We start from the raw sequence: 21,163 nt of genomic DNA, 5'->3' as shown, positions 1-21,163 counted from the left end.
ACGTCCTGTAACAGAAAAACAGTTACCTGCCGTTTCGCGCAATATTTATTGGGGATAGAGGGGTGTAACAATAAATATGATTACCTTTTTCACGGAAAACCGTGACGGCCAGTTGGGCGGAGCCTTCGACAGCACGGCCTGGTGCGGCACGCCACCGGCCAGCGATGCCGCGCTATTGGGCAAGGATCAACTGACGCTGCGCATCACCAACACGGTGCGTGGCGAGTTCATGCTCAGTGGTGCCGTGGTGGTGTCCGAGCGCACCTTCAACCGCTACGACCTGGGCCGCAACGAACTGCGCCTGCGTCTGGAACCTTTGCAGTGGTCGTTCGGCGTCACGCCGATTTTCCTTGAGCAGGTCAAGGTCCAGCCGCTGAGCCGCAACCTAGCATCGGCCAACAAAAGCGCCTACGCCGAACTTGAGCCAAGGCGCATCGGAGTGCAGGGCCGGGCCACGGATTTTCCCTTCGATACCTACCGTTATGGCTACAAACCGGTGCTGTATTACCTCAAGGGCAACGAGCGCATCGACTTGAGGTTCAAAAACATCACCACGCTGATGGAGATGTCGAACACCTTCACGCCGGTCCAGAAGTACAACCGCGTCGACTACATCAACGAACGCAACGCGATGATCCGCGATGAAGACTACAAGGCCTTCGGCGCCCACGAGTGCGCGTTCAGCGTCGAGCGCAAAGGCTCGTTCAAGGTGATCGTGCTGCTCTTGTTGCTGGTGCTGTGCCTGCCGCTGCTGCACGTGTTCTATCGCGATGAACCGGGGATCGATTTTCTCGCCACGCTGGTGAGTATCGGCGCGATCCGGGTGTTGCTGGTGGGGCCGATGAAGGACTTCCAGCTGTACACCATCGACTTTTTGTTCGCGGGGGTGATTATCCTGGTGGGCACGGTGTCGCTGATCAAGGCGATGCGGGCGAACAGCCGGCGGGAGTTGGCGTTGAAGAGTGGTTCTTCGTGGTAAATCCGATCTGAAACCGGGTTGACGCCATCGCGGGCAAGCCTCGCTCCCACCAGGATTGCATAAACCCTGTAGGAGCGAGGCTTGCCCGCGAAGAGGCCTTCGGGTCAACCATCGGTCATTTCAACGCCGGATCGCCCCCGTTCATTTTCTTCCAGCGTTGCAACAGCACCTGCGCCTTCGGTTCCTGCCCGTTATCCAGGTAGTACTGGATCAGCGACAACCGCGCATTGCGGTTGGCCGGTTGCACGTTCAACAACCGCTCCAGCTCTTCGCATGCCTCATCAACCTTGCCGCTGTCGTGCAACGCCACCGCCAGCACGTAGCCGTATTGGGCGTTCTGCGGTTCCAGTTGCGCGGCTTTGCGTAAGGCTGGCATGGCATGCGCTGACTGGCCCGCACGCACCAGCGCCAAGCCCTGGGTGTGTTGCAGCAGGGCGGTGTCCGGGTGTTCTTTCAGGCTTTGTCCCAACAGCGCCTGCGCTTCCTGGCCGCGTCCATTGGCTTCCAGCCATTGCACCAGCGTGACCAGCGCCGGGTAGAAATCCGGATCACGCTTGAGGGCGGTGCGCAGCAGCGATTCGACTTCGTCGTTGCGCCCGCTGGCCTGGTAGAGCATCGCCAGGTTCAGGTTGGACTCGGCGCGCTCGGCCAGGCTTTTTTGCACCGCTTCGTATTCGGCAATGGCCGCGTTCCAGTTGGCCTGGGCGCTGCCCAATCCGTTACGCGCGACGCTCAGCAAGTCTCGGGCCGCGACGATCCGCACCGCCTTCACCGGATCGCCCAGCAACGGCGTCAGCAGCGGCGCACGCTCCGGTGGCGGCAGGAACGCACTGATTGCCCGCACTGCGCTTTCACGCACTTGCGGTGCAGGGTTGCTCAAGTCCTTGGTCGCGAGTTTCAAGGCCTGTTCGCTCGGGTACAGCGGCAGTTCTGCCAGCAAGGTGGCGCGCTGAATCGCCGGCAGGTTGCTGCGCTGCAACTGTTCGTACAAGGCTTGCGCGGCGCCGGGCTGGCCGTTGCGAATCAACCACAGGCTTTCGTCGTAGCGTGGCGCCTGCGCCGTGGTGGCGGTGTTCCAGAGTTTGAATTGCTCAGTGACCTTGTCGCCGGCCTTGCCTTGGTGACAGGTCAGGCAGGCGTCCGGCGTGCCGAGTTTTTTTGCCCGCTCCGGGTTGGGAATGCTGAAGCTGTGGTCGTGCCGGAAGTCGTTGCCCATGTAGAACTTGCCGGGCATGTGGCAATCCACGCATTGGGAGCCAGGCTGGCCCGGGGTGTGGCGGGTGTGTTCGATGGAGTCGTAGTTCTTGGCTTGCAAACCCTTGCCGTCGACGCCTGTCACCGAAGTCTTGCCGGCGATGTTGTGGCATTGCAGGCAAACGCCGTTGCCCGGGGCCTTGAGTTCGGTGCTGTGGGGGTTGTGGCAGTTGCTGCAACGCACGCCCTTGTCGAACATTTTGCTTTGGGCGAAGGAGCCGTGTTCGAACACTTCATCCTTGATCTTGCCGTCCAGCGCGTACAGCTCGCGGGTCAGGGGGCTCAGCAGGTAGTCGTCCATCAAACGCTTGCCAACGGTGTAGCCGTCGCCCAGCGGTGCGCGGCGCGAATGGCAGCGGGCACAGGTTTCGATTTCGACCGTGGCGTCCTTGTCCTTGAGGTCGACCGCAAAGCCGGCGTGGATCAGATCGCCTTTCTTCGCCGTCCATTCCAGGTGGTTGGACGCGGGCCCGTGGCACGCCTGACAACCGACACCGAGGCTGTTCCACTGGCTGTCGAAGGTGTTTTTGGCCGCGTCGAAATTGCGCTTGTAACCAGTGGTGTGGCATTCGACACACATGAAATTGGCGTTCTGGCTGGGCTTGCTCCAGTGCAGCGGGTTCTTGAAATTCACGCCCTGGCCCGGATAGAGGTGGAACCAGCGGTTTCTCTCGGTATCCCAAGCCACACCCAGCGCTTGCAAGCGACCTTCGCCGACCTCTATCAGGTATTGCTGCAACGGCGCGATGCCAAAGGTGTAGGCCACTTTGAAGTCGGCATTCTTGCCGTCAATACCGGGCGTGTTGACCCAGAAACCGTCGTCCTTGCGCGAGAAACGGGTGGTTTCGTTTTGCGCCTTGAACGTGACGTTATTGAAATCGCCCAGCATCGTTTCGGCATTGGCCTCCTGCATCGCCAACTGGTGATGGGAGCCTTGCCAATCTTTCATCTGTTCGCTGTGGCAGCCCCGGCATTGTTGCTCATCGACCATCTTCGCCGGTGTCACGACGACGGATTGCGCTTTGGCCGGCTGAACAGTCGGCGTACTGACGGGCACGGTATTGATCGGCGCTGGCGTGCTGTACAGCAGAAACCAGCCGATTGCCGCCACGGCCACCAGCAAGACGCCGATGGTCACGGGAAACAGGTAACGGTTAATCAATGTCGGTGGTGAATCAGGGGTTGGGGTTGCTGCTTTATTTTTATATTTCGGCATTGCAGCTTCCATAGTCCAGTGCATTGGCCGTCAGGCGTGCGTTGAGGCTTGATGCAGCTTTGCCGGAGGTTCTGTGTCTGTCAAATGGCGCTTGTGAGCCATTGCGCAGCGATAGATAAATAGTGTGCTTTTTGACAACAAATCGCTGTGCGTTGGCTATAACTGTAATTCCCGTATGCAATACCGTTGTCGGCCTTCTGACAGGAGTTACAGCATGAAGCTTGCGTTAATGATGAGCACGTTGTGCATTGCCTCGATCGGGGTGGTGGGCTGTGCCAGCAAAGTCGTAGAGCCGGACCAGTATTCAGGTTTTCTCAAGGACTACAGTCAACTCAAGGAAGCCAAGTCACCCTCGGGCGCGACAGTGATGCGCTGGGTCGATCCCAAGCTCGACATCCGTCAATACACCAGCGTCTACATTGAGCCGACCCAGCTCTATCCGAAACCACAACCGACGGTGAAAATCCCCCAGGCGACCCTCAACGGCATCACCGGTTACTACGACCAGGCGCTGAAGCGCGAGGTGGGTAAATCCCTGCCATTGGCCGCAGGTCCTGGCCCGGGCGTGATGGTGGTACGTGCCGCGATTACGGCGGTAAGCAGCAAGACAGAAGGGCTGAAACCTTATGAAGTGATCCCGATTGCGCTGGTGGCCGCGGCGGTCAGCACGGCCAGCGGTATTCGTGATCAAGAGACCGATCTGGCCACCGAAGCGGTGTTCCTCGATGGCGGCAATAACCATGTGTTAGCCCAGGTCGTGCGCAAGGGCACCGGCAAGCCGCTGGAAAACGAATCTCAGGTGATGAAGGTCGATGACGTGAAGGGCGTGATTGATGGTTGGGCGTCGGATTTGCATCAGTCTTTTCTAAAGCTTAAGTCCAAGTGATGCGTTGACGGTTGATGGTCGCTTCGCGGGCAAGCCTCACTCCTACGGTGTTGAGTCGTTAGTCAACTTTATGAACGACCTGATCCTGTAGGAGCAAGGCTTGCCCGCGAAGGCGGCCTCAAGCACAACACATCACTCAATAATCAGCACGCGCCAGTCGGTTGTAATGGCTGATCAGCGAATCATATCCACGCGTCACCGCATAAAAATCATCACTCAATCGCTGTGGTTCAGCCTTGTTCTTCCAGTCCTTGTGCAGCGCATTCAAGGCATCCAGATACTTCTGAGTCGGCCTGGCGATGTGCGACCAGAGATAACTGGGTGCTTCGTTACGTTTTTGCGTTCCCTGGATATGGCGTTGACCGAACTGCTGCAGGTAATCCCAGGCCAATTGCAGTTCAGCGATGGCTTTAGCCAGTGCCTGCGGCGTCAGGCTTCGATTGTTCACGCCCTCCGTTACAAGGTTCAGCGTGTCCCTGGCCTGGATCATGTAGGCCAGCAAATACCAGTGAATGTCCTTGCCCAGGCGCGCTTCGATCAGTTTGAGTTGCTCGCGCCGCTGTTCGAGGTCCAGCGCTTCAACCTGCTGCCTCAGTACCGTTGACGCCGTGAGGTAGTCCTCGGCCCTGGGTCTGAATTGATCGGCAAAGGCGGGCTGCACCTCACTGATGGCGGTCGAAAAACGCGCCTGTCGGTAAAAGGTGATTTGCTGCGTAAAGGGCGTCACTTGCTGTAATGCCTGTGCGTAGGCATCGGCTTTCAACGCCAGTGTTGGGTCGTAGTCCAGCAACTTGAGTTTTTCGCTGATTTTCGGCGAACAGATATCCCTTTGAATGGCGGGCGCATCACGGGCACCGTTGTCGTCGAAATCATGCTGGTTGGCGATCCAGTCTCGCACCGGTTCCGCAGGTTGCTTCGGCGATTTGTACAGTGCGTAGGCGACCCGCCAATGCACGTCGACCCGGTTGATGCAATCGATCACCGGGCTCAGGGCATTGGCCTGCGCGGTGAGCGGAGCGTCGTGTCGATCCAGCCACAAATCGATGCGGGCGACGAATGTCGAAGAGCCGGCCAGCCCCATCAGGATCAGCATCAAAAGGGTCGCCACCGGGAACAGCCATTTCGGGTTCATGGCTGTTTCTCCTGGCCGTACCACTGCTCAACAGTGGCCGGTGCGTTGCATTCGCTGGCGGTGGCCGGCATCCGGCTGCACAAGCGTTCGGTCCACTGTTGCAGGCCCTGGTTGCGGTTGACCGTACTTTGGCTTGAGATCACTTTGAACACGCCGAGTACTAAAACCAGTACCAAAATGCCCGCGCCCATCAGGCTGCGCTTGAGCAAGGGGCTGGCGTGTTGCCAGGAAACGTGCGGTTTGACCTTCCGTCGGCGTATAAGTCCGACACTCATCAGTGTCGTGATGTAAACGATGCTGCCGACCACGCCATACACGTTGCCAATGCCCGCCGCCATCGCAATGCAGGGAATCAAGTCGCGCAGTACTCCAAACGGCAGGGGCATGAGCGAGGGCGAAAGGCGCACACTCAATCGATCGTCCAGCCACCAAAAGCGATGGGCAACGTGCGCCGTCAGCCAGTTGAGTGCCCATCCGACGACCGCGAATATCATCGACCAGAACACCGTGACGCCGATCAATTCGCCCAGACGCGTGCCCAACGGCGCGAACTGAATAAAGGTGCCGACCAGACAGGCCAGGACAATACCCAGGTAAATCGGCCAGCTGTCATAGGCATGTTCCCAGTCACGCCAGAAGAACGGCGTACCGCCGGGCAGGTCTGCGCAGATGTCGGGGTGGTTGGCGTACAACGCAGAGCTCAGCTTTCGACAGTGCACCCAGTCGTCTTCGCGCAAGCGTCGGGCCAGGGCTCGGCGCTGACTGAATGGGCCCGGCGCCAGCAGCAAGTGGGCGGCGCGATGCTCTGGCGTGGCAGCGGGTTCTGCGGCGAGGCGTTGTTGCCGGGCCAGAAATATCGGCGCTTCACGACGCTCCGCCAAGCGCTCGCGCTGTAGCGACAGTTCTACAATCAGTTCTTCGTCCAGTTCCAGGCGCTGCCAGAGACTGAACCAGTGAAAGGTTTCCATTGCCCATTCGAGCAGTGTTTCACAGGTCTCGAAGTGTTCGACGCAATGCCTGAGCACGGCGTCTTCCATCACATCGGCCGCGCCATGTTCGAGGGCGGCGGCATAACGTTGTTCGAGCTCGACACGGCTGACACCGTCCAGCGAACGGGTGACCCGTTGCAGCGTGTCGACTTCCACCACCGACAGCCCGCTCAGGTCCCACGGGGCATCATTACCCGAGTCATCCTCGCGCAATTGCTCCCATTCCTTGATGCTCAGCGCTTGCTCATACGCCTCACGCAGACGCTGAAAGCCCTCTGGGTCTTCATCCGGGCGCGTCTGTTTGAGCAGGATTGCGTATTGGCGTTTGATACTGCGTGTATCGGCATCGGCCGGGAGGCCAAGGGTGGTCCAGCAACTCATTGCGTGTGCAACTCCATGAAAACCCGGGACGCGTCCACTAGTGGCAATTTGATTTTTGCGCCCCCTACCTGTTTCGCGTCGAAAAGTCCTCGGGTCTTACCTTCAGTCACCGACAAACGTTTATTGCAGTCCGGCGTAACGCTTTTTTTATTGCACTTGCTCGGGAGCGGGCGCATCGAACGGATAGATCTGGCGCCATTCGGATGCCATATCCACAATCGTCCAGCCACGGGTTTTGGCTTCGTCCAGGGCCTTGTCCAGACGCCCGATCTGAGATTGACGGTCATAGGCCCATTCGCGCTTGGCGTCGGTGTGGTGCACCAGCCCCATGAAGCGTTTGCCCGGCCCGGCGGCGGTCCACTGCAGCATTTGCAGATCGCCATCGGAGTTGCCGAACGCGAGGATCGGCCGACGCCCGATCACCGCGTCGATGCTTTCCGGTTTGCCCGGGCCGTCGTCGTTGTGGGCCAGTTTCGGGGTGCGCACGATCGAGGCCTTGCCGTCCTTGAACTGGAACGCGGTGACAAAGGTGGTGCCGATCACTTGCTCGGGTGGAATGCCGTAGACCTTCTCGGCAAAGGCGCGCATGAACGCGGTGTCGCCCCCGGAGACGATGTAGGTCTTGAAGTCCTGGCTGCGCAGGTAATCGAGCATTTCCAGCATCGGCTGGAAGATCATCTCGGTGTACGGCTTGCCGGTTTTCGGATGTTTGGCTTGGCTCAGCCAGGTCTTGGCGTAGTCATCGAAGGCGTCGGTGGTCATGCCGGTGTGGGTGGCGCCGAAGATCTTCAGGATGCCGTCCATACCGGTGGCAGCCAGGGCCTGGTGATCGTTTTCCAGCACGGCTTTGAAGGGCTGGGTGGTTTTCCATTCCGGGTGTTGCGGTGCGGTGCGCTTGACCTCTTCGAGGGCAAACAGCAACTCGAAATACATCGGCTGTTCGCTCCACAACGTGCCGTCATTGTCGAAGACGGCGATGCGGTCCTCGGGTTTGACGAAGTCCTTGCTGGAATGGTCGGTGACGGTCTGGACGAACTCGATGATGCTTTTCTTCGATGGGCCGTCGTTCCACGAGGGCAAGGGTTCGGCTGCCAGGGCCAGCAGCGGCATGCTCAAGACCAGCGCAAACAGCAGCCTCAGCCCATGGCGTCGGCGGGTCGACATCAGGTTTGTCATGGGAAGTCCTTCTCGTGAATAGGGTTGAGTGGGCGCAACGCGTCAGCTGCCGGGGGCGGGTGGTGACAGGTCTGACTATGCAGCGTAGCCAAGGATTTCTTCAGTTGGCGCAGCGCCTGATCTTCGGTCGGTTGCCGGCTGTAACAGGCGCGCAACAGGTTTTGCAGGCGCGGGCCGAGGTTGCCCGGTTTCAGGCCCAGGCGGCTGCGTCTGCCCCAGAGGTACAGGGCGCTCAGTTGTGCCGGTTTGCCATCGATCTGCACCGGAGTTTTGCACCGGGTGTGTCGGTCGGGGTGCTCCTGCGGTCTATGGGGTGGGAATTCATGGTTTAGCAGGCACGGGGTTTAGCAGCGGCATTTTCCACTGGCCGCTGGCAACTTCGGGTTGTGGCAGGTAAAGGCGCAAGACCCCATAGAACGGGCCTTCCGGCGCAGGCAGCCAGTTGCTTTGCAGGTCCTTGGCCGGTGCACTGTTTTGCAGATAAAGGGTCAAGCCACCGTCGGTGTCGAGCTTGAGATCGGGCAGCATCCGCGAGTTGATCAGGTAGCGATTCAGCGGGTTGGCCACCAGCAACTTGTTCTTGCTGTCGTACATCGTCAGCGACCAGAACGCATCGGCCGGGGGCAGGGCGCCTTTGTCGAAATGCAGGGTGTAATCGTGTCTCGAGGCGTCGAGCGGCTTGCCGTCCTTGTCGACGAAATAGCCGATGTAATTGGCCTCTTCGGCCGAGTTGCCGAAAATCCCCATATTGGCGCCAGCGTAGCGGTACAGGTAATTGCCCTTGAGGTGATCGCGAGTGCCGTAGAAATCGCCGCTGGTGACCTCGTGAGTATCGACTTTGTCTTTCTTGAATCGGGCGAATTCGGCCTTGGCATCACTGATACCGTCTTCCAGGGCCTGGCGTTGTTCTGCGGTGAAGTCGTGCAGGTTGAAAGGCTCGCCGGCCTCGATGCCGATGGTCTTTAAGCGCGCGAGCAAGTCCGTTTCCGAGTCATGCGCCGGGGCGAAGGCCAGCATGAAGTTAAGGTAGCGGAACAGATCAGGGGTATCGCTCATGGTCGGGGTGGGTTTGGGCCAGGCAATCTTCGGCGCGGCGGGTGGGGCCTTTTGCTTGACGTAGTGGCTCAGCGTTTCGACCTTGTAGCCTTTCTGAATCTTCTTGACCTGGGCCAGGTCCTTTTCATCGAACAGCTGCGTGCGATACAGGGCGTAGGCGATGTTGGTTTCGCTGCGCAGCAGTCGATCCATTTTTACCGGTTGCTGACCCTGCCAGTTGGGGCCGGCGACCATGAAATGCCCGCCGTTGTTGCCCGTACTGCGGGTGCCCAGGTACGCAAAGTTTTGCGTGTAGGCGTCGATCAATTGCACGGAGTAGTAACGGTGCTCGTCGATGGGCGGCAAGGTCAGCACCACCGGTTCGGCGCGCAGGTCCATCCACACAAAGGAGTAGGGCGTGTCGGCGTTGGGTGTGACGAACGCAGTGTCCTTGGCGGTGAACGCCTTCGCGGTGTTGCCGATCCGGTTGAACGGCGCCTTGAAGTTCGCGCTCTTCGTGTCAACCGCTTGGGAGTAGAGGGTTTTGTACATCTCCACCACCGGAAATCCGTACAGGTAGGCTTCCTTGGCGATGCCCCGGGCGTCTTCGGGAGTAGCAGTGAAGTCGGCCCAGGCGCTGGTGCTCAGGGCGAGCGAGAGCGCGGTGAGCAACAGGCGGTTAGTCATAGTGAACCCTTGGGCGTCATTTCACCGCTGTGACGGCGTCGAGTACCGGACGGGATGGGGGGTCGATCGCCATAGAACCCGTGTAGAAACAAAGGATCGCTTCTTGGGCCGGCAGACTGTTTTCCAGCGCAGCCTTGCGGATTTGGGTATCGAGGTCCTGGGCACCGACGCCGCAACTGACGAACATGGTCATCAGGCTGTAGCCGGCCAAGCGAATTGCACAGTGCATACGAGACTCCTATTTACCGAAAGGCAGTTGTGTCGCGGTTGCCACTGCTGCGTAATCTCTTTCCTATCAAGCCTGTATGACATGTTTGTTGAAGTTAGCAGCTAACGTCGGATTCGCCAGCCGGACGGGGGCTTTGGAAGTTTGTTCAGGTTTTCGGTATTTTTTGTGCATTGAAATTGAATGCAAACCTGAGGCTTGGGTGATGTGGCAGAAAAGCCATCGCGGGCAAGCCTGGCACCTGCAAGAGAGCGCGGTGTGGTGATCGACTTGCCCGAGAAAGGTGTTGATGAGGTGGCGCTGGACGCTTAACCCCCTGCAATGTTCAGCGCTTTTTCATCTGCTCGCGTATCCGTTCTTCCTGCTCACGCAGTTGCGGAGTGAATTCCTCGCCGAAATCTTCCGCTCCGTATATAGGGCGGATCTCGATCTCCGCTTCGGTGCCCGGCATCGGATTGGGGCAGCGTTTGACCCACTCGATCGCTTCCTCTTTCGACTTGACCTCCCAAATCCAGTAACCGGCGATCAGCTCTTTGGTTTCGGTGAACGGGCCGTCGATGACCGTGCGTTTTTCGCCGGAGAAACGCACCCGGGCGCCTTTGCTGCTTGGTTGCAGGCCGTCGCAGTCGATGAGGATGCCGGCCTTGGTCAGTTCCTCGTTGTAATTGCCCATCGCTGTCATCAATTCCTCGGTGGGCAGCACACCGGCCTCGGAGTCCGGGCTGGCTTTCACAATGATCATGAATCGCATGGTTTTATCTCCGCTGGAGGGTGGGTGATTCACTGTCTAGTCGAATGGGCGTGAGCCGAATCGACAGGCAATGTGTGAAATGTAGAGGCGGTGGCTGCCTTTCATCTTGAACGCCGGGTGAAGGCGGGAGAGGGCGGTACGCTGTACACCGGCTGCGCGAACTGTTCGGCTGTCGGTGGTGCGTTGATATGCGCCGGATTTTCGAGACGCGGCACCAAAATGTGCTGCGGTTGCTGAGACAGTGGGCACGCATCCGACCCTGTGGGAGCGAGCCTGCTCGCGAAAGCGGTGTACCAATCGACATCCATTTTGAATGTTCGTCTGCTATCGCGAGCAGGCTCGCTCCTACAGGTTTCTGTGTCGTTTGGAAGAGTTGTATCCAGTTTAGGGGGCGACACTTCACAATTTGTATCCGGGCATAGGTCGTCGGCCCATTTCGTGGTTAACTTCGGCCTCTTCAAAATTCTCCACAACAATGTCAGAAGGACTCCGTTCATGGCTCAAGTCACTCTTAAAGGCTCCCCGGTTCAAGTCAACGGCCAACTGCCACAAGCCGGTTCCAAGGCGCCAGCCTTTTCCCTGGTCGCCGGCAATCTGTCCGACGTGACCCTGGCGAGCTTCGCCGGCAAACGCAAAGTGCTGAACATCTTCCCAAGCGTCGACACCCCGACCTGCGCCACTTCGGTACGCAAGTTCAACGCCCAGGCCAACGACATCGCCAACACCGTGGTGCTGTGCATCTCCGCTGACCTGCCGTTCGCTCAAGCTCGCTTCTGCGGCGCCGAAGGCCTGGAAAACGTACAAAACCTGTCGACCCTGCGCGGTGCCGAGTTCATCGAGAACTACGGCGTGGCCATCGCTGACGGCCCGCTCAAAGGCCTGACCGCCCGTGCCGTCGTGGTACTGGACGAAAACGACAACGTTCTGCACAGCGAACTGGTCAAGGAAATTGCTGAAGAACCGAACTACGAAGCGGCACTCGCCGTTCTGAAATAAGGTTACTTTTACAATTGTTAACGGCCTGAGGGGGCGTTCTCAGTTAATTTCCCCGCCGCGTTGTCGCCTTAAAGCGGGCCAGGCAAGGCGCAGGCCGCTGGGAATGGTTGTTCCCTTTCCAAGGCCTGCAACGCAGGCTGGCCCGCTTGAAGGCACAACCCGAAGGGCCGGGCCTGCTGTTGTGCAGGGCTGCGTTGCTCGAAGCTTATTTGGAATGACCAAACCACGCTTCTCGCGCCTAGCTCTGCACAACAGCAGACCCGGCGCGGCGGGGTAATTAGCTGAGAACGCCCCCTCTGTCCAGGCCGTTTTCATTTGTGCTTCAGTGTCTTAGATAAATCTCCTGTTACGTAAGCCGAAGGTAAATTGCCGGTAAAGGCGCTTTGCTTAATGCCCACCAGTGCTTATCGTTCAGCCTCCCGTAGAAAGAAGCTCACGCGCCCAATGGTTGATCATTCCATGCAATCCTCCGCTTCCCGTAATCCTCGTCGCTGGCTGCTCGGCCTGCTTGTCCTGTTGGTCATCGCGGGCCTGTGCTGGAAATTCTGGCCCGCCGGCACTGCCAATAAGGACGGAGCTGCGCCGAAAGCCGTGGCCGGCCACACCGGCAAGTCGGGGGGGATGCGTCCTGGTTTCGGCGGGGCGACCGGACCGATCCCGGTGCGTGTGGCGCCGGCGGTCAAGGGTGATTTTCCGCTGTACTACAAGGCACTGGGCACCGTTACCGCACTGAACACCATCAATGTGCGCAGTCGGGTTGGCGGCGAACTGATGAAAATTTCCTTCGAAGAAGGGCAGATGGTCAAGGCCGGCGACCTGCTGGCTGAAATCGATCCGCGCCCTTACCAGAACGCCTTGCTCCAGGCCGAAGGCACGCTGCTGCAGAACCAGGCACAACTGAAAAACGCGCAGGTCGACGTCGAGCGTTATCGCGGCCTGTTCAAGGAAGACAGCATCGCCAAGCAAACCCTGGACACCGCCGAAGCACTGGTCGCCCAGTACCAGGGCACGGTCAAGACCAATCAGGCGGCGGTCAACGACGCCAAGCTCAATCTCGAATTCACCAGGATCCGCGCCCCGATAACCGGGCGCGTGGGTCTGCGGCAGCTGGACGTCGGCAACCTGGTGGCGGCCAACGACACCACGGCGCTGGCGATCATCACCCAGACCCAACCGATCAGCGTCGCCTTCACCTTGCCGGAAAACAGCCTCGACATCGTCCTGGCACGCTACCGCACCGGCGCCAAATTGCCGGCCGAAGCCTGGGACCGTGGTGACACCAAGTTGCAGGCCACCGGTGTGTTGCAGAGCCTGGACAACCAGATCGACGTGACCACCGGCACCCTGAAATTCAAGGCACGCTACGAGAACCGTGATCAGGCGCTGTTCCCCAATCAGTTCGTCAACGTCCACCTGCTCGCCGACACCTTGAAAGACGTGGTGCTCGCGCCATCGGCGGCGATTCAGTTCGGCACTAACGGCACCTTCGTCTACGCCATGGACGGTGACAAGAAAGTCGCGATCCGCCAGTTGAAAGTCGGTGCCAGTGACGGTGAAAACACTGTGATTACCGAAGGCCTGGCGCCTGGGGACCGTGTGGTCCTCGAAGGCACTGACCGCCTGAAGGAAGGCAGCGAAGTGGAGGTGGTCAACGACACCAAGGACGTGCCGACCACCCCGACCGGGCATCTGCAAGGCAAGTCGGCAGCCAGCTCGGCTGAGCCGGCGACCACCGACAAGGCGAAAAAGGGCGGCGCATGAACATCTCGCGGCTGTTCATCCTTCGCCCGGTCGCCACCACGCTGAGCATGCTGGCCATTATCCTGGCGGGCGTGATTGCTTATCGGCTGCTGCCGGTGTCGGCATTGCCTCAGGTGGATTACCCGACCATCCGCGTCATGACGCTGTATCCCGGCGCCAGCCCGGATGTCATGACCAGCGCCGTGACCGCGCCGCTGGAGCGTCAGTTCGGGCAGATGCCCGGCCTGACTCAGATGGCGTCGACCAGTTCCGGTGGCGCGTCGGTGCTGACCCTGCGTTTCAGCCTCGACATCAACATGGACGTCGCCGAACAGCAGGTGCAGGCCGCGATCAACGCTGCGACCAATCTGCTGCCCAAGGACCTGCCGGCACCGCCGGTGTACAACAAGGTCAACCCGGCGGACACCCCGGTGCTGACCCTGGCCATCACCTCCAAAACCATGCTGTTGCCCAAGCTTAACGACTTGGTCGATACGCGCATGGCGCAGAAAATCGCCCAGATCAGCGGCGTCGGCATGGTCAGCATTGCCGGCGGCCAGCGCCAGGCGGTGCGGATCAAGGTCAACCCGGAGGCGTTGGCGGCCAATGGCTTGAACCTGTCGGATGTGCGCACCCTGATCGGCGCGTCCAACGTCAACCAGCCCAAGGGCAACTTCGACGGCCCGACCCGGGTCTCGATGCTCGATGCCAACGACCAACTGACCTCGCCGAAGGACTATGCCAACCTGATTTTGGCCTACGCCAACGGCGCGCCGCTGCGCCTCAAGGACGTGGCCGAGATTGTCGACGGTGCCGAGAACGAACGCCTGGCGGCGTGGGCCAATGAAAACCAGGCGGTGTTGCTGAACATTCAGCGTCAGCCCGGCGCGAACGTTATCGAGGTGGTCGACCGTATCAAGGCCTTGCTGCCGAGCATCACCGACAACCTGCCGGCCGGCCTCGACGTCACGGTCCTCACCGACCGCACCCAGACCATCCGCGCCTCCGTCACCGACGTGCAGCACGAATTGCTGATCGCCATCGCGCTGGTGGTCATGGTCACGTTTCTGTTCCTGCGCCGCTTCAGCGCCACGATCATTCCGTCGGTGGCCGTACCGCTGTCGTTGATCGGCACATTCGGCGTGATGTACCTCGCCGGTTTCTCGGTCAACAACCTGACCTTGATGGCCCTGACCATCGCCACCGGTTTCGTGGTGGACGATGCGATCGTGATGCTGGAGAACATTTCCCGGTTTATCGAAGAAGGGGACAGTCCCCTTAATGCGGCGCTGAAGGGCGCCAAGCAGATCGGCTTTACCCTGATTTCCCTGACCCTGTCTTTGATCGCGGTACTGATCCCGCTGTTGTTCATGGCGGACGTGGTGGGGCGCTTGTTCCGCGAATTCGCCATCACCCTGGCGGTGGCGATCCTGATTTCCCTGGTCGTGTCGCTGACCCTGACGCCGATGATGTGCGCACGGTTGTTGAAACGTGAACCCAAGGAAGAAGAACAGGGCCGTTTCTACCGGGCCAGCGGCGCGACAATTGATTGGATGATCGCGGCTTACGGCCGCAAGTTAAAGTGGGTTCTCAAGCATCAACCGCTGACGCTGATGGTAGCCATCGGCACCCTGGCGCTGACCGTGTTCCTGTATTTGATCGTGCCCAAGGGCTTTTTCCCGGTGCAGGACACGGGCGTTATCCAGGGCATTTCCGAGGCGCCGCAGTCGATTTCCTTTGCGGCGATGAGCGAGCGGCAGCAGGAACTGGCCAAGGTGATCCTGGCCGATCCGGCGGTGGAGAGCCTGTCGTCCTACATCGGTGTCGACGGCGACAACTCGACGCTCAACAGCGGTCGCCTGCTGATCAACCTCAAGTCCCACAGCAACCGCGACCTGAGCGCCACCGAAGTGATCGCCCGTCTGCAACCGGAACTGGACAAGCTGGTTGGCATTCGCCTGTTCATGCAGCCGGTGCAGGACTTGACCATTGAAGACCGTGTCAGCCGCACGCAATACCAGTTCAGCATGTCGTCGCCAGATTCCGAGTTGCTCAGCCTGTGGAGCGGTCGTCTGGTGGACGCACTGACGCAACGGCCGGAGTTGACCGACGTCGCCAGCGACTTGCAGGACAAGGGCTTGCAGGTCTATCTGGTGATTGACCGCGATGCAGCGTCGCGGGTCGGCGTATCGGTGTCGAACATCACCGATGCGCTGTACGACGCCTTCGGCCAGCGGCAGATTTCCACCATTTACACCCAGGCCAGCCAGTACCGCGTGGTGCTGCAATCGCAGTCCGGCGAGAAGATCGGCCCGGATGCGCTGAACCAGATTCACGTCAAGACCACCGACGGCGGGCAAGTGCGCCTGTCCAGCCTGGCGCGCATCGAGGAGCGTCAGGCGCAACTGGCGATCACTCACATCGGCCAATTCCCGGCCGTGATGATGTCCTTCAACCTCGCACCCGGCGTGGCGCTGGGGCACGCGGTGGAAATCATCGAACAAGTGCAAAAAGACATCGGCATGCCGATTGGCGTGCAGACCCAGTTCCAGGGCGCCGCCGAGGCATTCCAGGCATCGTTGTCGAGCACCTTGCTGCTGATTCTGGCGGCGGTGGTGACCATGTACATCGTGCTTGGCGTGCTCTACGAGAGCTACATCCACCCGATCACCATTCTCTCGACCTTGCCCTCGGCGGCGGTCGGCGCCTTGCTGGCGTTGTTGTTGAGCGGCAATGACCTGGGCATGATCGCGATCATCGGCATCATTTTGCTGATCGGCATCGTGAAAAAGAACGCGATCATGATGATCGACTTCGCCCTCGACGCCGAGCGCAATCAGGGCATGGACCCGGAAACCGCGATTTATCAAGCGGCGCTGCTGCGTTTCAGGCCCATCCTGATGACTACCCTGGCGGCATTGTTTGGAGCGGTGCCGTTGATGCTGGCCACCGGTTCCGGCGCTGAATTGCGCCAGCCGTTGGGCCTGGTGATGGTCGGCGGTTTGCTGCTGAGTCAGGTGCTGACGTTGTTCACCACGCCGGTGATCTACCTGTATTTCGACCGTCTCGGTCGGCGCTGGGGTCGCAAGTCTGAAGCCGCGGAAGCGGTAGAGCAGCCATGAACCTGTCCGGACCTTTCATCAAGCGGCCGGTCGCGACCATGCTGCTGAGCCTGGCGATCATGCTGCTGGGCGGCGTGAGCTTCGGCCTGTTGCCGGTGTCGCCGTTGCCGCAGATGGATTTCCCGGTGATCGTGGTCCAGGCCAGCTTGCCCGGTGCCAGCCCTGAGGTTATGGCTTCGACCGTGGCCACGCCGCTGGAACGCTCCTTCGGCGCCATCGCCGGCGTCAACACCATGAGCAGCCGCTCCAGCCAGGGCTCGACCCGGGTGATTTTGCAGTTCGACCTCGACCGCGACATCAACGGTGCGGCCCGGGAAGTGCAAGCGGCGATCAACGCCTCGCGCAACCTGCTGCCGAGCGGGATGCGCAGCATGCCGACCTACAAGAAGGTCAACCCGTCCCAGGCGCCGATCATGGTGCTGTCGCTGACCTCCGACGTGCTGGAAAAAGGCCAGCTCTATGATTTGGCCTCGACGATCCTGTCCCAGAGCCTGTCCCAGGTGCGGGGCGTCGGTGAGGTGCAGATCGGCGGCAGTTCCCTGCCGGCGGTGCGCATCGAACTCGAACCCCAGGCGCTCAACCAGTACGGCGTGGCCCTGGACGATGTGCGCAACACCATCGCCAATGCCAACGTGCGCCGGCCCAAGGGCTCGGTCGAAGACGGCCAGCGGCTGTGGCAGGTGCAGGCCAACGATCAACTGGAAAAGGCCAAGGATTACGAATCGCTGATCATCCACTACGCCGACGGCGCGGCATTGCGCCTGAAAGACGTGGCCAAGGTCAGCGATGGCGTCGAGGACCGCTACAACAGCGGCTTCTTCAACAATGACGCGGCGGTGCTGCTGGTGATCAACCGCCAGGCCGGTGCGAACATCATCGAGACGGTCAACGAAATCAAGGCTCAGCTGCCGGCGTTGCAGGCGGTGCTGCCGGCCAGCGTCAAGCTGAACCTGGCGATGGACCGCTCGCCGGTGATCAAGGCGACGTTGCACGAAGCGGAAATGACCCTGCTGATCGCCGTGGCGCTGGTGATTCTGGTGGTGTTCCTGTTCCTCGGTAACTTCCGCGCCTCGCTGATTCCGACCCTGGCGGTGCCGGTGTCGCTGGTCGGCACGTTTGCGGTGATGTACCTGTACGGGTTCTCCCTGAACAACCTGTCGCTGATGGCGCTGATCCTGGCCACCGGGCTGGTGGTGGACGACGCCATCGTGGTGTTGGAGAACATTTCCCGGCACATCGATGAAGGCGTGCCGCCGATGAAGGCCGCCTACCTCGGCGCTGAGGAAGTCGGCTTCACGTTGCTGTCGATGAACGTCTCGCTGGTGGCGGTGTTCCTGTCGATCCTGTTCATGGGCGGGATTGTCGAAAGCCTGTTCCGCGAGTTTTCCATCACCTTGGCAGCGTCCATCGTGGTCTCGCTGGTGGTCTCGCTGACGCTGACGCCGATGCTCTGCGCCCGTTGGCTCAAGCCGCACACGCCGGGGCAGGAAAATCGTTTGCAGCGCTGGAGCCAGCGGGCCAACGAGTGGATGGTCGGCAAATACGCCACCAGCCTGGACTGGGTGCTGCGTCACCGCCGGCTGACCTTGCTCAGCCTGATCGTGACAGTCGGCGTTAACATTGCGTTGTATGTCGTTGTTCCTAAAACGTTTATGCCGCAACAAGATACCGGCCAACTCATCGGTTTTGTGCGCGGCGACGACGGTCTGTCGTTCAGCGTCATGCAGCCGAAAATGGAAACGTTCCGCCGTGCCGTGCTCAAGGACGATGCGGTGCAAAGCGTCGCCGGGTTCATCGGCGGCACCAACGGCACCAACAACGCCTTCATGCTGGTGCGCTTGAAGCCGATCAAGGAACGCAACATTTCCGCGCAGAAAGTCATCGAGCGCCTGCGCAAGGAAATGCCCAAGGTCCCTGGTGCGCAGTTGATGCTGATGGCGGACCAGGACTTGCAGTTCGGCGGGGGGCGTGAACAGACCACGGCGCAGTATTCCTACATCTTGCAAAGCGGTGATCTGGGCGCATTGCGCCAGTGGTACCCGAAAGTCGTCGCCGCATTGAAAGCGTTGCCAGAGCTGACGGCGATCGATGCCCGTGAAGGTCGGGGCGCCCAGCAAGTGACGCTGATCGTCGACCGCGATCAGGCGAAACGCTTGGGGGTCGACATGGACATGGTCACCTCGGTGTTGAACAACGCCTACAGCCAGCGGCAGATCTCGACGATTTACGACAGCCTCAACCAATACCAGGTGGTGATGGAGGTCAATCCGAAATACGCCCAGGACCCGATCACGCTCAAGCAGGTGCAAGTGATCACCGCTGACGGCGCGCGGATTCCGCTGTCGACCATCGCGCACTATGAAAACAGTCTGGAAGATGACCGGGTCAGCCATGAAGGCCAGTTCGCCTCCGAAAGCATTGCCTTCGACATGGCGGAAGGCGTCACGGTGGAGCAGGGCAGCGCCGCCATCGAGCGCGCAGTTGCCAAGGTGGGCCTGCCGGAGGATGTCATTGCGAAAATGGCCGGCACCGCCGATGCCTTCGCCGCCACCCAGAAGAGCCAGCCGTGGATGATTCTCGGCGCGCTGGTGGCGGTCTATCTGGTGCTGGGCGTGCTGTACGAAAGCTACATTCATCCGCTGACCATTTTGTCGACATTGCCGTCGGCCGGGGTTGGCGCGTTGCTGTCGATCTACGCGCTGGGGGGCGAATTCAGCCTGATTTCGTTGCTCGGGCTGTTCCTGCTGATCGGCGTGGTCAAGAAAAACGCCATCCTGATGATCGACCTCGCGCTGCAACTGGAGCGCCAGCAGGGCCTGGCGCCGCTGGAGTCGATTCGCAGTGCCTGTCTGCAACGTCTGCGGCCGATTCTGATGACCACCCTGGCGGCGATCCTCGGCGCGTTGCCGTTGCTGTTGGGTCGTGCCGAAGGCGCGGAAATGCGTCAGCCGCTGGGCCTGACCATCATCGGCGGGCTGATTTTCAGCCAGGTGCTGACCCTTTACACCACCCCGGTGGTTTACCTCTATCTCGACAAACTGCGCCATCGCTTCAACAAATGGCGTGGCGTGCGTACCGATGCTGCTCTGGAAACTCCGCTATGACTGACCGTTCGCTTATCAATCTGGCCACGCCACTGGCAGCCGCCCGGGGCTCGCGTTTGTTGAGCCTGGCGCTGTGCGTGGCGATGCTCAGCGCTTGCGCTGTCGGCCCGGACTATCAGCGCCCGCCAGCCGCCGCGCCGGTGCAATACAAGGAAGCCGCCGGCTGGCGTCAGGCCAGCCCGAGTGATTCACTGGCCCGTGGTGCCTGGTGGGAGTTGTATGGCGATCAGCAGCTCAACGGCCTGATCGAAAAACTCAACCGCTCCAACCAGACTGTCGCCCAGTCTGAAGCCCAGTACCGTCAGGCCCAAGCCTTGGTGCGCAGTGCCCGGGGCGCGTTTTTTCCGACGGTGGACCTTACAGTCGGGAAAAATCGTTCCAGCCAGGGCACCGGCAGCAGCAGTTCGAGCCTGACCAGTTCCTCCAGCGGGATTCGCGACACCTACACCGCGCAGGCCGGGGTCAGTTGGGAGGCGGATATCTGGGGCAAATTGCGTCGGGGCCTGGAAGCCGACACGGCCAACGCCGAAGCCAGCTTCGCCGACCTGGCGGCGATGCGCCTGAGCCAGCAATCGGAGCTGGTGCAGAACTACCTGCAATTGCGGGTGATCGACGAACAGAAACGCCTGTTGGAAGCGACCGTCGAGGCCTATCAGCGCTCGCTGAAGATGACCGAAAACCAGTACCGCGCCGGTGTCTCCGGCAAGGACGCGGTGGCCCAGGCGCAGACTCAGCTTAAAAGCACCCAGGCGGACATGGTCGATCTGATCTGGCAGCGTGCCCAGTTCGAGAACGCCATCGCGGTGCTGATCGGGCTACCACCCGCCGAGTTCAGCCTGGCCGAAACCAAGACCATCCCGGCATTGCCTGAAGTGCCGCTGGGCCTGCCGTCGCAGCTGCTCGAGCGTCGCCCGGACATCGCTTCCGCCGAGCGTTCGGTGATGGCGGCCAACGCCAACATCGGCGTGGCCAAGGCCGCCTACTACCCGGACCTGACCCTGAGCCTGAACGGCGGTTACAGCAGCAGCACCTATGCCAACTGGATCAGCGTGCCGAACCGCTTCTGGTCGGTAGGGCCGCAACTGGCCATGACCCTGTTTGATGGCGGCCAGCGTTCGGCCGAGGTCGATCGCAGTGAAGCGGCCTACGACGAAACGGTCGCCAAGTACCGCCAGACCGTGCTCGATGGTTTCCGCGAGGTGGAAAACTATCTGGTGCAGCTCAAGGTGCTGGAAGACGAAGCCGGCGTGCGCCAGGAAGCACTGGATGCTGCGCGTGAATCCCTGCGGTTGACGCGAAATCAATACAAGGCCGGATTGATTGCTTACCTGGACGTGGTGGTGATCCAGGCCACGGCGTTAAATAACGAACGTAACGTGTTGAGTCTGTTACAGAGCCGCTTGATCGCCAGCGTGCAGTTGATTGCAGCGCTGGGCGGTGGTTGGGACGGGGCGCTTCAAGTCAGCGAAAACAAATAGCCCTGACCCCC

14 protein-coding genes and 1 pseudogene are annotated in these 21,163 nt (G+C 60.3%); 7 read left to right on the top strand and 8 right to left on the bottom strand.

Going from position 1 to position 21,163, the window contains the following annotated elements; genetic code table 11:
* Nucleotides 1-76 precede the first annotated feature (76 nt).
* Nucleotides 77-979 carry a hypothetical protein gene (locus tag FHL16_RS28790; RefSeq protein ID WP_138739090.1) on the top strand — a complete coding sequence of 301 codons (903 nt, stop codon included), beginning with the start codon at nucleotides 77-79 and terminating at the stop codon, nucleotides 977-979.
* A 115-nt stretch (nucleotides 980-1,094) separates the two neighbouring features.
* Here the strand turns inward: FHL16_RS28790 and FHL16_RS28785 are convergent, their stop codons facing one another.
* A complete protein-coding gene (locus FHL16_RS28785; protein ID WP_077749982.1) occupies nucleotides 1,095-3,449 on the bottom strand; it encodes a tetratricopeptide repeat protein in 2,355 nt (784 codons plus the stop codon).
* Between the two features lie 214 nt (nucleotides 3,450-3,663).
* Here FHL16_RS28785 and FHL16_RS28780 point away from each other — a divergent pair, with 214 nt between their 5' ends.
* A complete protein-coding gene (locus tag FHL16_RS28780; RefSeq protein ID WP_077749981.1) occupies nucleotides 3,664-4,335 on the top strand; it encodes a DUF3313 domain-containing protein in 672 nt (223 codons plus the stop codon).
* Between the two features lie 136 nt (nucleotides 4,336-4,471).
* On the opposite strand, the gene FHL16_RS28775 is transcribed toward FHL16_RS28780, so the two are convergent.
* The 7 genes and pseudogenes from FHL16_RS28775 to FHL16_RS28745 form a co-directional block, all read right to left on the bottom strand.
* Nucleotides 4,472-5,467 carry a DUF3829 domain-containing protein gene (locus FHL16_RS28775; protein WP_077749980.1) on the bottom strand — a complete coding sequence of 332 codons (996 nt, stop codon included), beginning with the start codon at nucleotides 5,465-5,467 and terminating at the stop codon, nucleotides 4,472-4,474.
* Complete coding sequence (locus FHL16_RS28770) at nucleotides 5,464-6,837, bottom strand: J domain-containing protein (protein WP_077749979.1); 1,374 nt, start codon at nucleotides 6,835-6,837, stop codon at nucleotides 5,464-5,466. Before FHL16_RS28770 ends, FHL16_RS28775 begins: the two co-directional genes overlap by 4 nt.
* 147 nt (nucleotides 6,838-6,984) lie before the next feature.
* The gene (locus FHL16_RS28765; protein ID WP_077749978.1) at nucleotides 6,985-8,013 is read right to left on the bottom strand and encodes an HAD family hydrolase; all 1,029 of its coding nucleotides are present in this window, start codon (nucleotides 8,011-8,013) and stop codon (nucleotides 6,985-6,987) included.
* Nucleotides 8,010-8,279: pseudogene (locus FHL16_RS28760) on the bottom strand (hypothetical protein); the annotation flags it as partial. The pseudogene FHL16_RS28760 and the gene FHL16_RS28765, both read right to left, overlap by 4 nt.
* Before the next feature lie 55 nt (nucleotides 8,280-8,334).
* Nucleotides 8,335-9,735 (bottom strand): DUF1254 domain-containing protein, encoded by a 1,401-nt coding sequence (locus FHL16_RS28755; RefSeq protein ID WP_077749977.1) that lies wholly within the window; start codon nucleotides 9,733-9,735, stop codon nucleotides 8,335-8,337.
* Between the two features lie 16 nt (nucleotides 9,736-9,751).
* On the bottom strand, nucleotides 9,752-9,964 hold the full coding sequence (locus tag FHL16_RS28750) for a hypothetical protein (protein ID WP_077749976.1): 213 nt from the start codon (nucleotides 9,962-9,964) through the stop codon (nucleotides 9,752-9,754).
* Nucleotides 9,965-10,286: 322 nt separating this feature from the next.
* Entirely contained in the window at nucleotides 10,287-10,712 is a 426-nt protein-coding gene (locus tag FHL16_RS28745; protein WP_077749975.1) for a YciI family protein, read from the bottom strand.
* A gap of 495 nt (nucleotides 10,713-11,207) precedes the next feature.
* On the opposite strand from FHL16_RS28745, the gene tpx reads away from it, so the two are divergent.
* From tpx to FHL16_RS28720, 5 genes are all read left to right on the top strand, one after another.
* Nucleotides 11,208-11,708 carry a thiol peroxidase gene (gene tpx / locus FHL16_RS28740; RefSeq protein ID WP_077749974.1) on the top strand — a complete coding sequence of 167 codons (501 nt, stop codon included), beginning with the start codon at nucleotides 11,208-11,210 and terminating at the stop codon, nucleotides 11,706-11,708.
* Nucleotides 11,709-12,152: 444 nt separating this feature from the next.
* Nucleotides 12,153-13,469, top strand: a complete 1,317-nt coding sequence (locus FHL16_RS28735; protein WP_077749973.1) for an MdtA/MuxA family multidrug efflux RND transporter periplasmic adaptor subunit — start codon at nucleotides 12,153-12,155, stop codon at nucleotides 13,467-13,469.
* Entirely contained in the window at nucleotides 13,466-16,570 is a 3,105-nt protein-coding gene (locus FHL16_RS28730; RefSeq protein WP_010459912.1) for an MdtB/MuxB family multidrug efflux RND transporter permease subunit, read from the top strand. Before FHL16_RS28735 ends, FHL16_RS28730 begins: the two co-directional genes overlap by 4 nt.
* Entirely contained in the window at nucleotides 16,567-19,674 is a 3,108-nt protein-coding gene (locus FHL16_RS28725) for an efflux RND transporter permease subunit (protein ID WP_077749972.1), read from the top strand. Before FHL16_RS28730 ends, FHL16_RS28725 begins: the two co-directional genes overlap by 4 nt.
* Nucleotides 19,671-21,152 (top strand): efflux transporter outer membrane subunit, encoded by a 1,482-nt coding sequence (locus FHL16_RS28720; protein WP_010459914.1) that lies wholly within the window; start codon nucleotides 19,671-19,673, stop codon nucleotides 21,150-21,152. Before FHL16_RS28725 ends, FHL16_RS28720 begins: the two co-directional genes overlap by 4 nt.
* Nucleotides 21,153-21,163: the final 11 nt, after the last annotated feature.

The organism is Pseudomonas sp. FSL W5-0299, assembly GCF_005930655.1.
Taxonomy (GTDB): Bacteria; Pseudomonadota; Gammaproteobacteria; order Pseudomonadales; family Pseudomonadaceae; genus Aquipseudomonas; species Aquipseudomonas mandelii.
The sequence above is the reverse complement of the archived record's forward strand: the minus strand, read 5'-3'. Positions and strand labels throughout refer to the sequence as shown.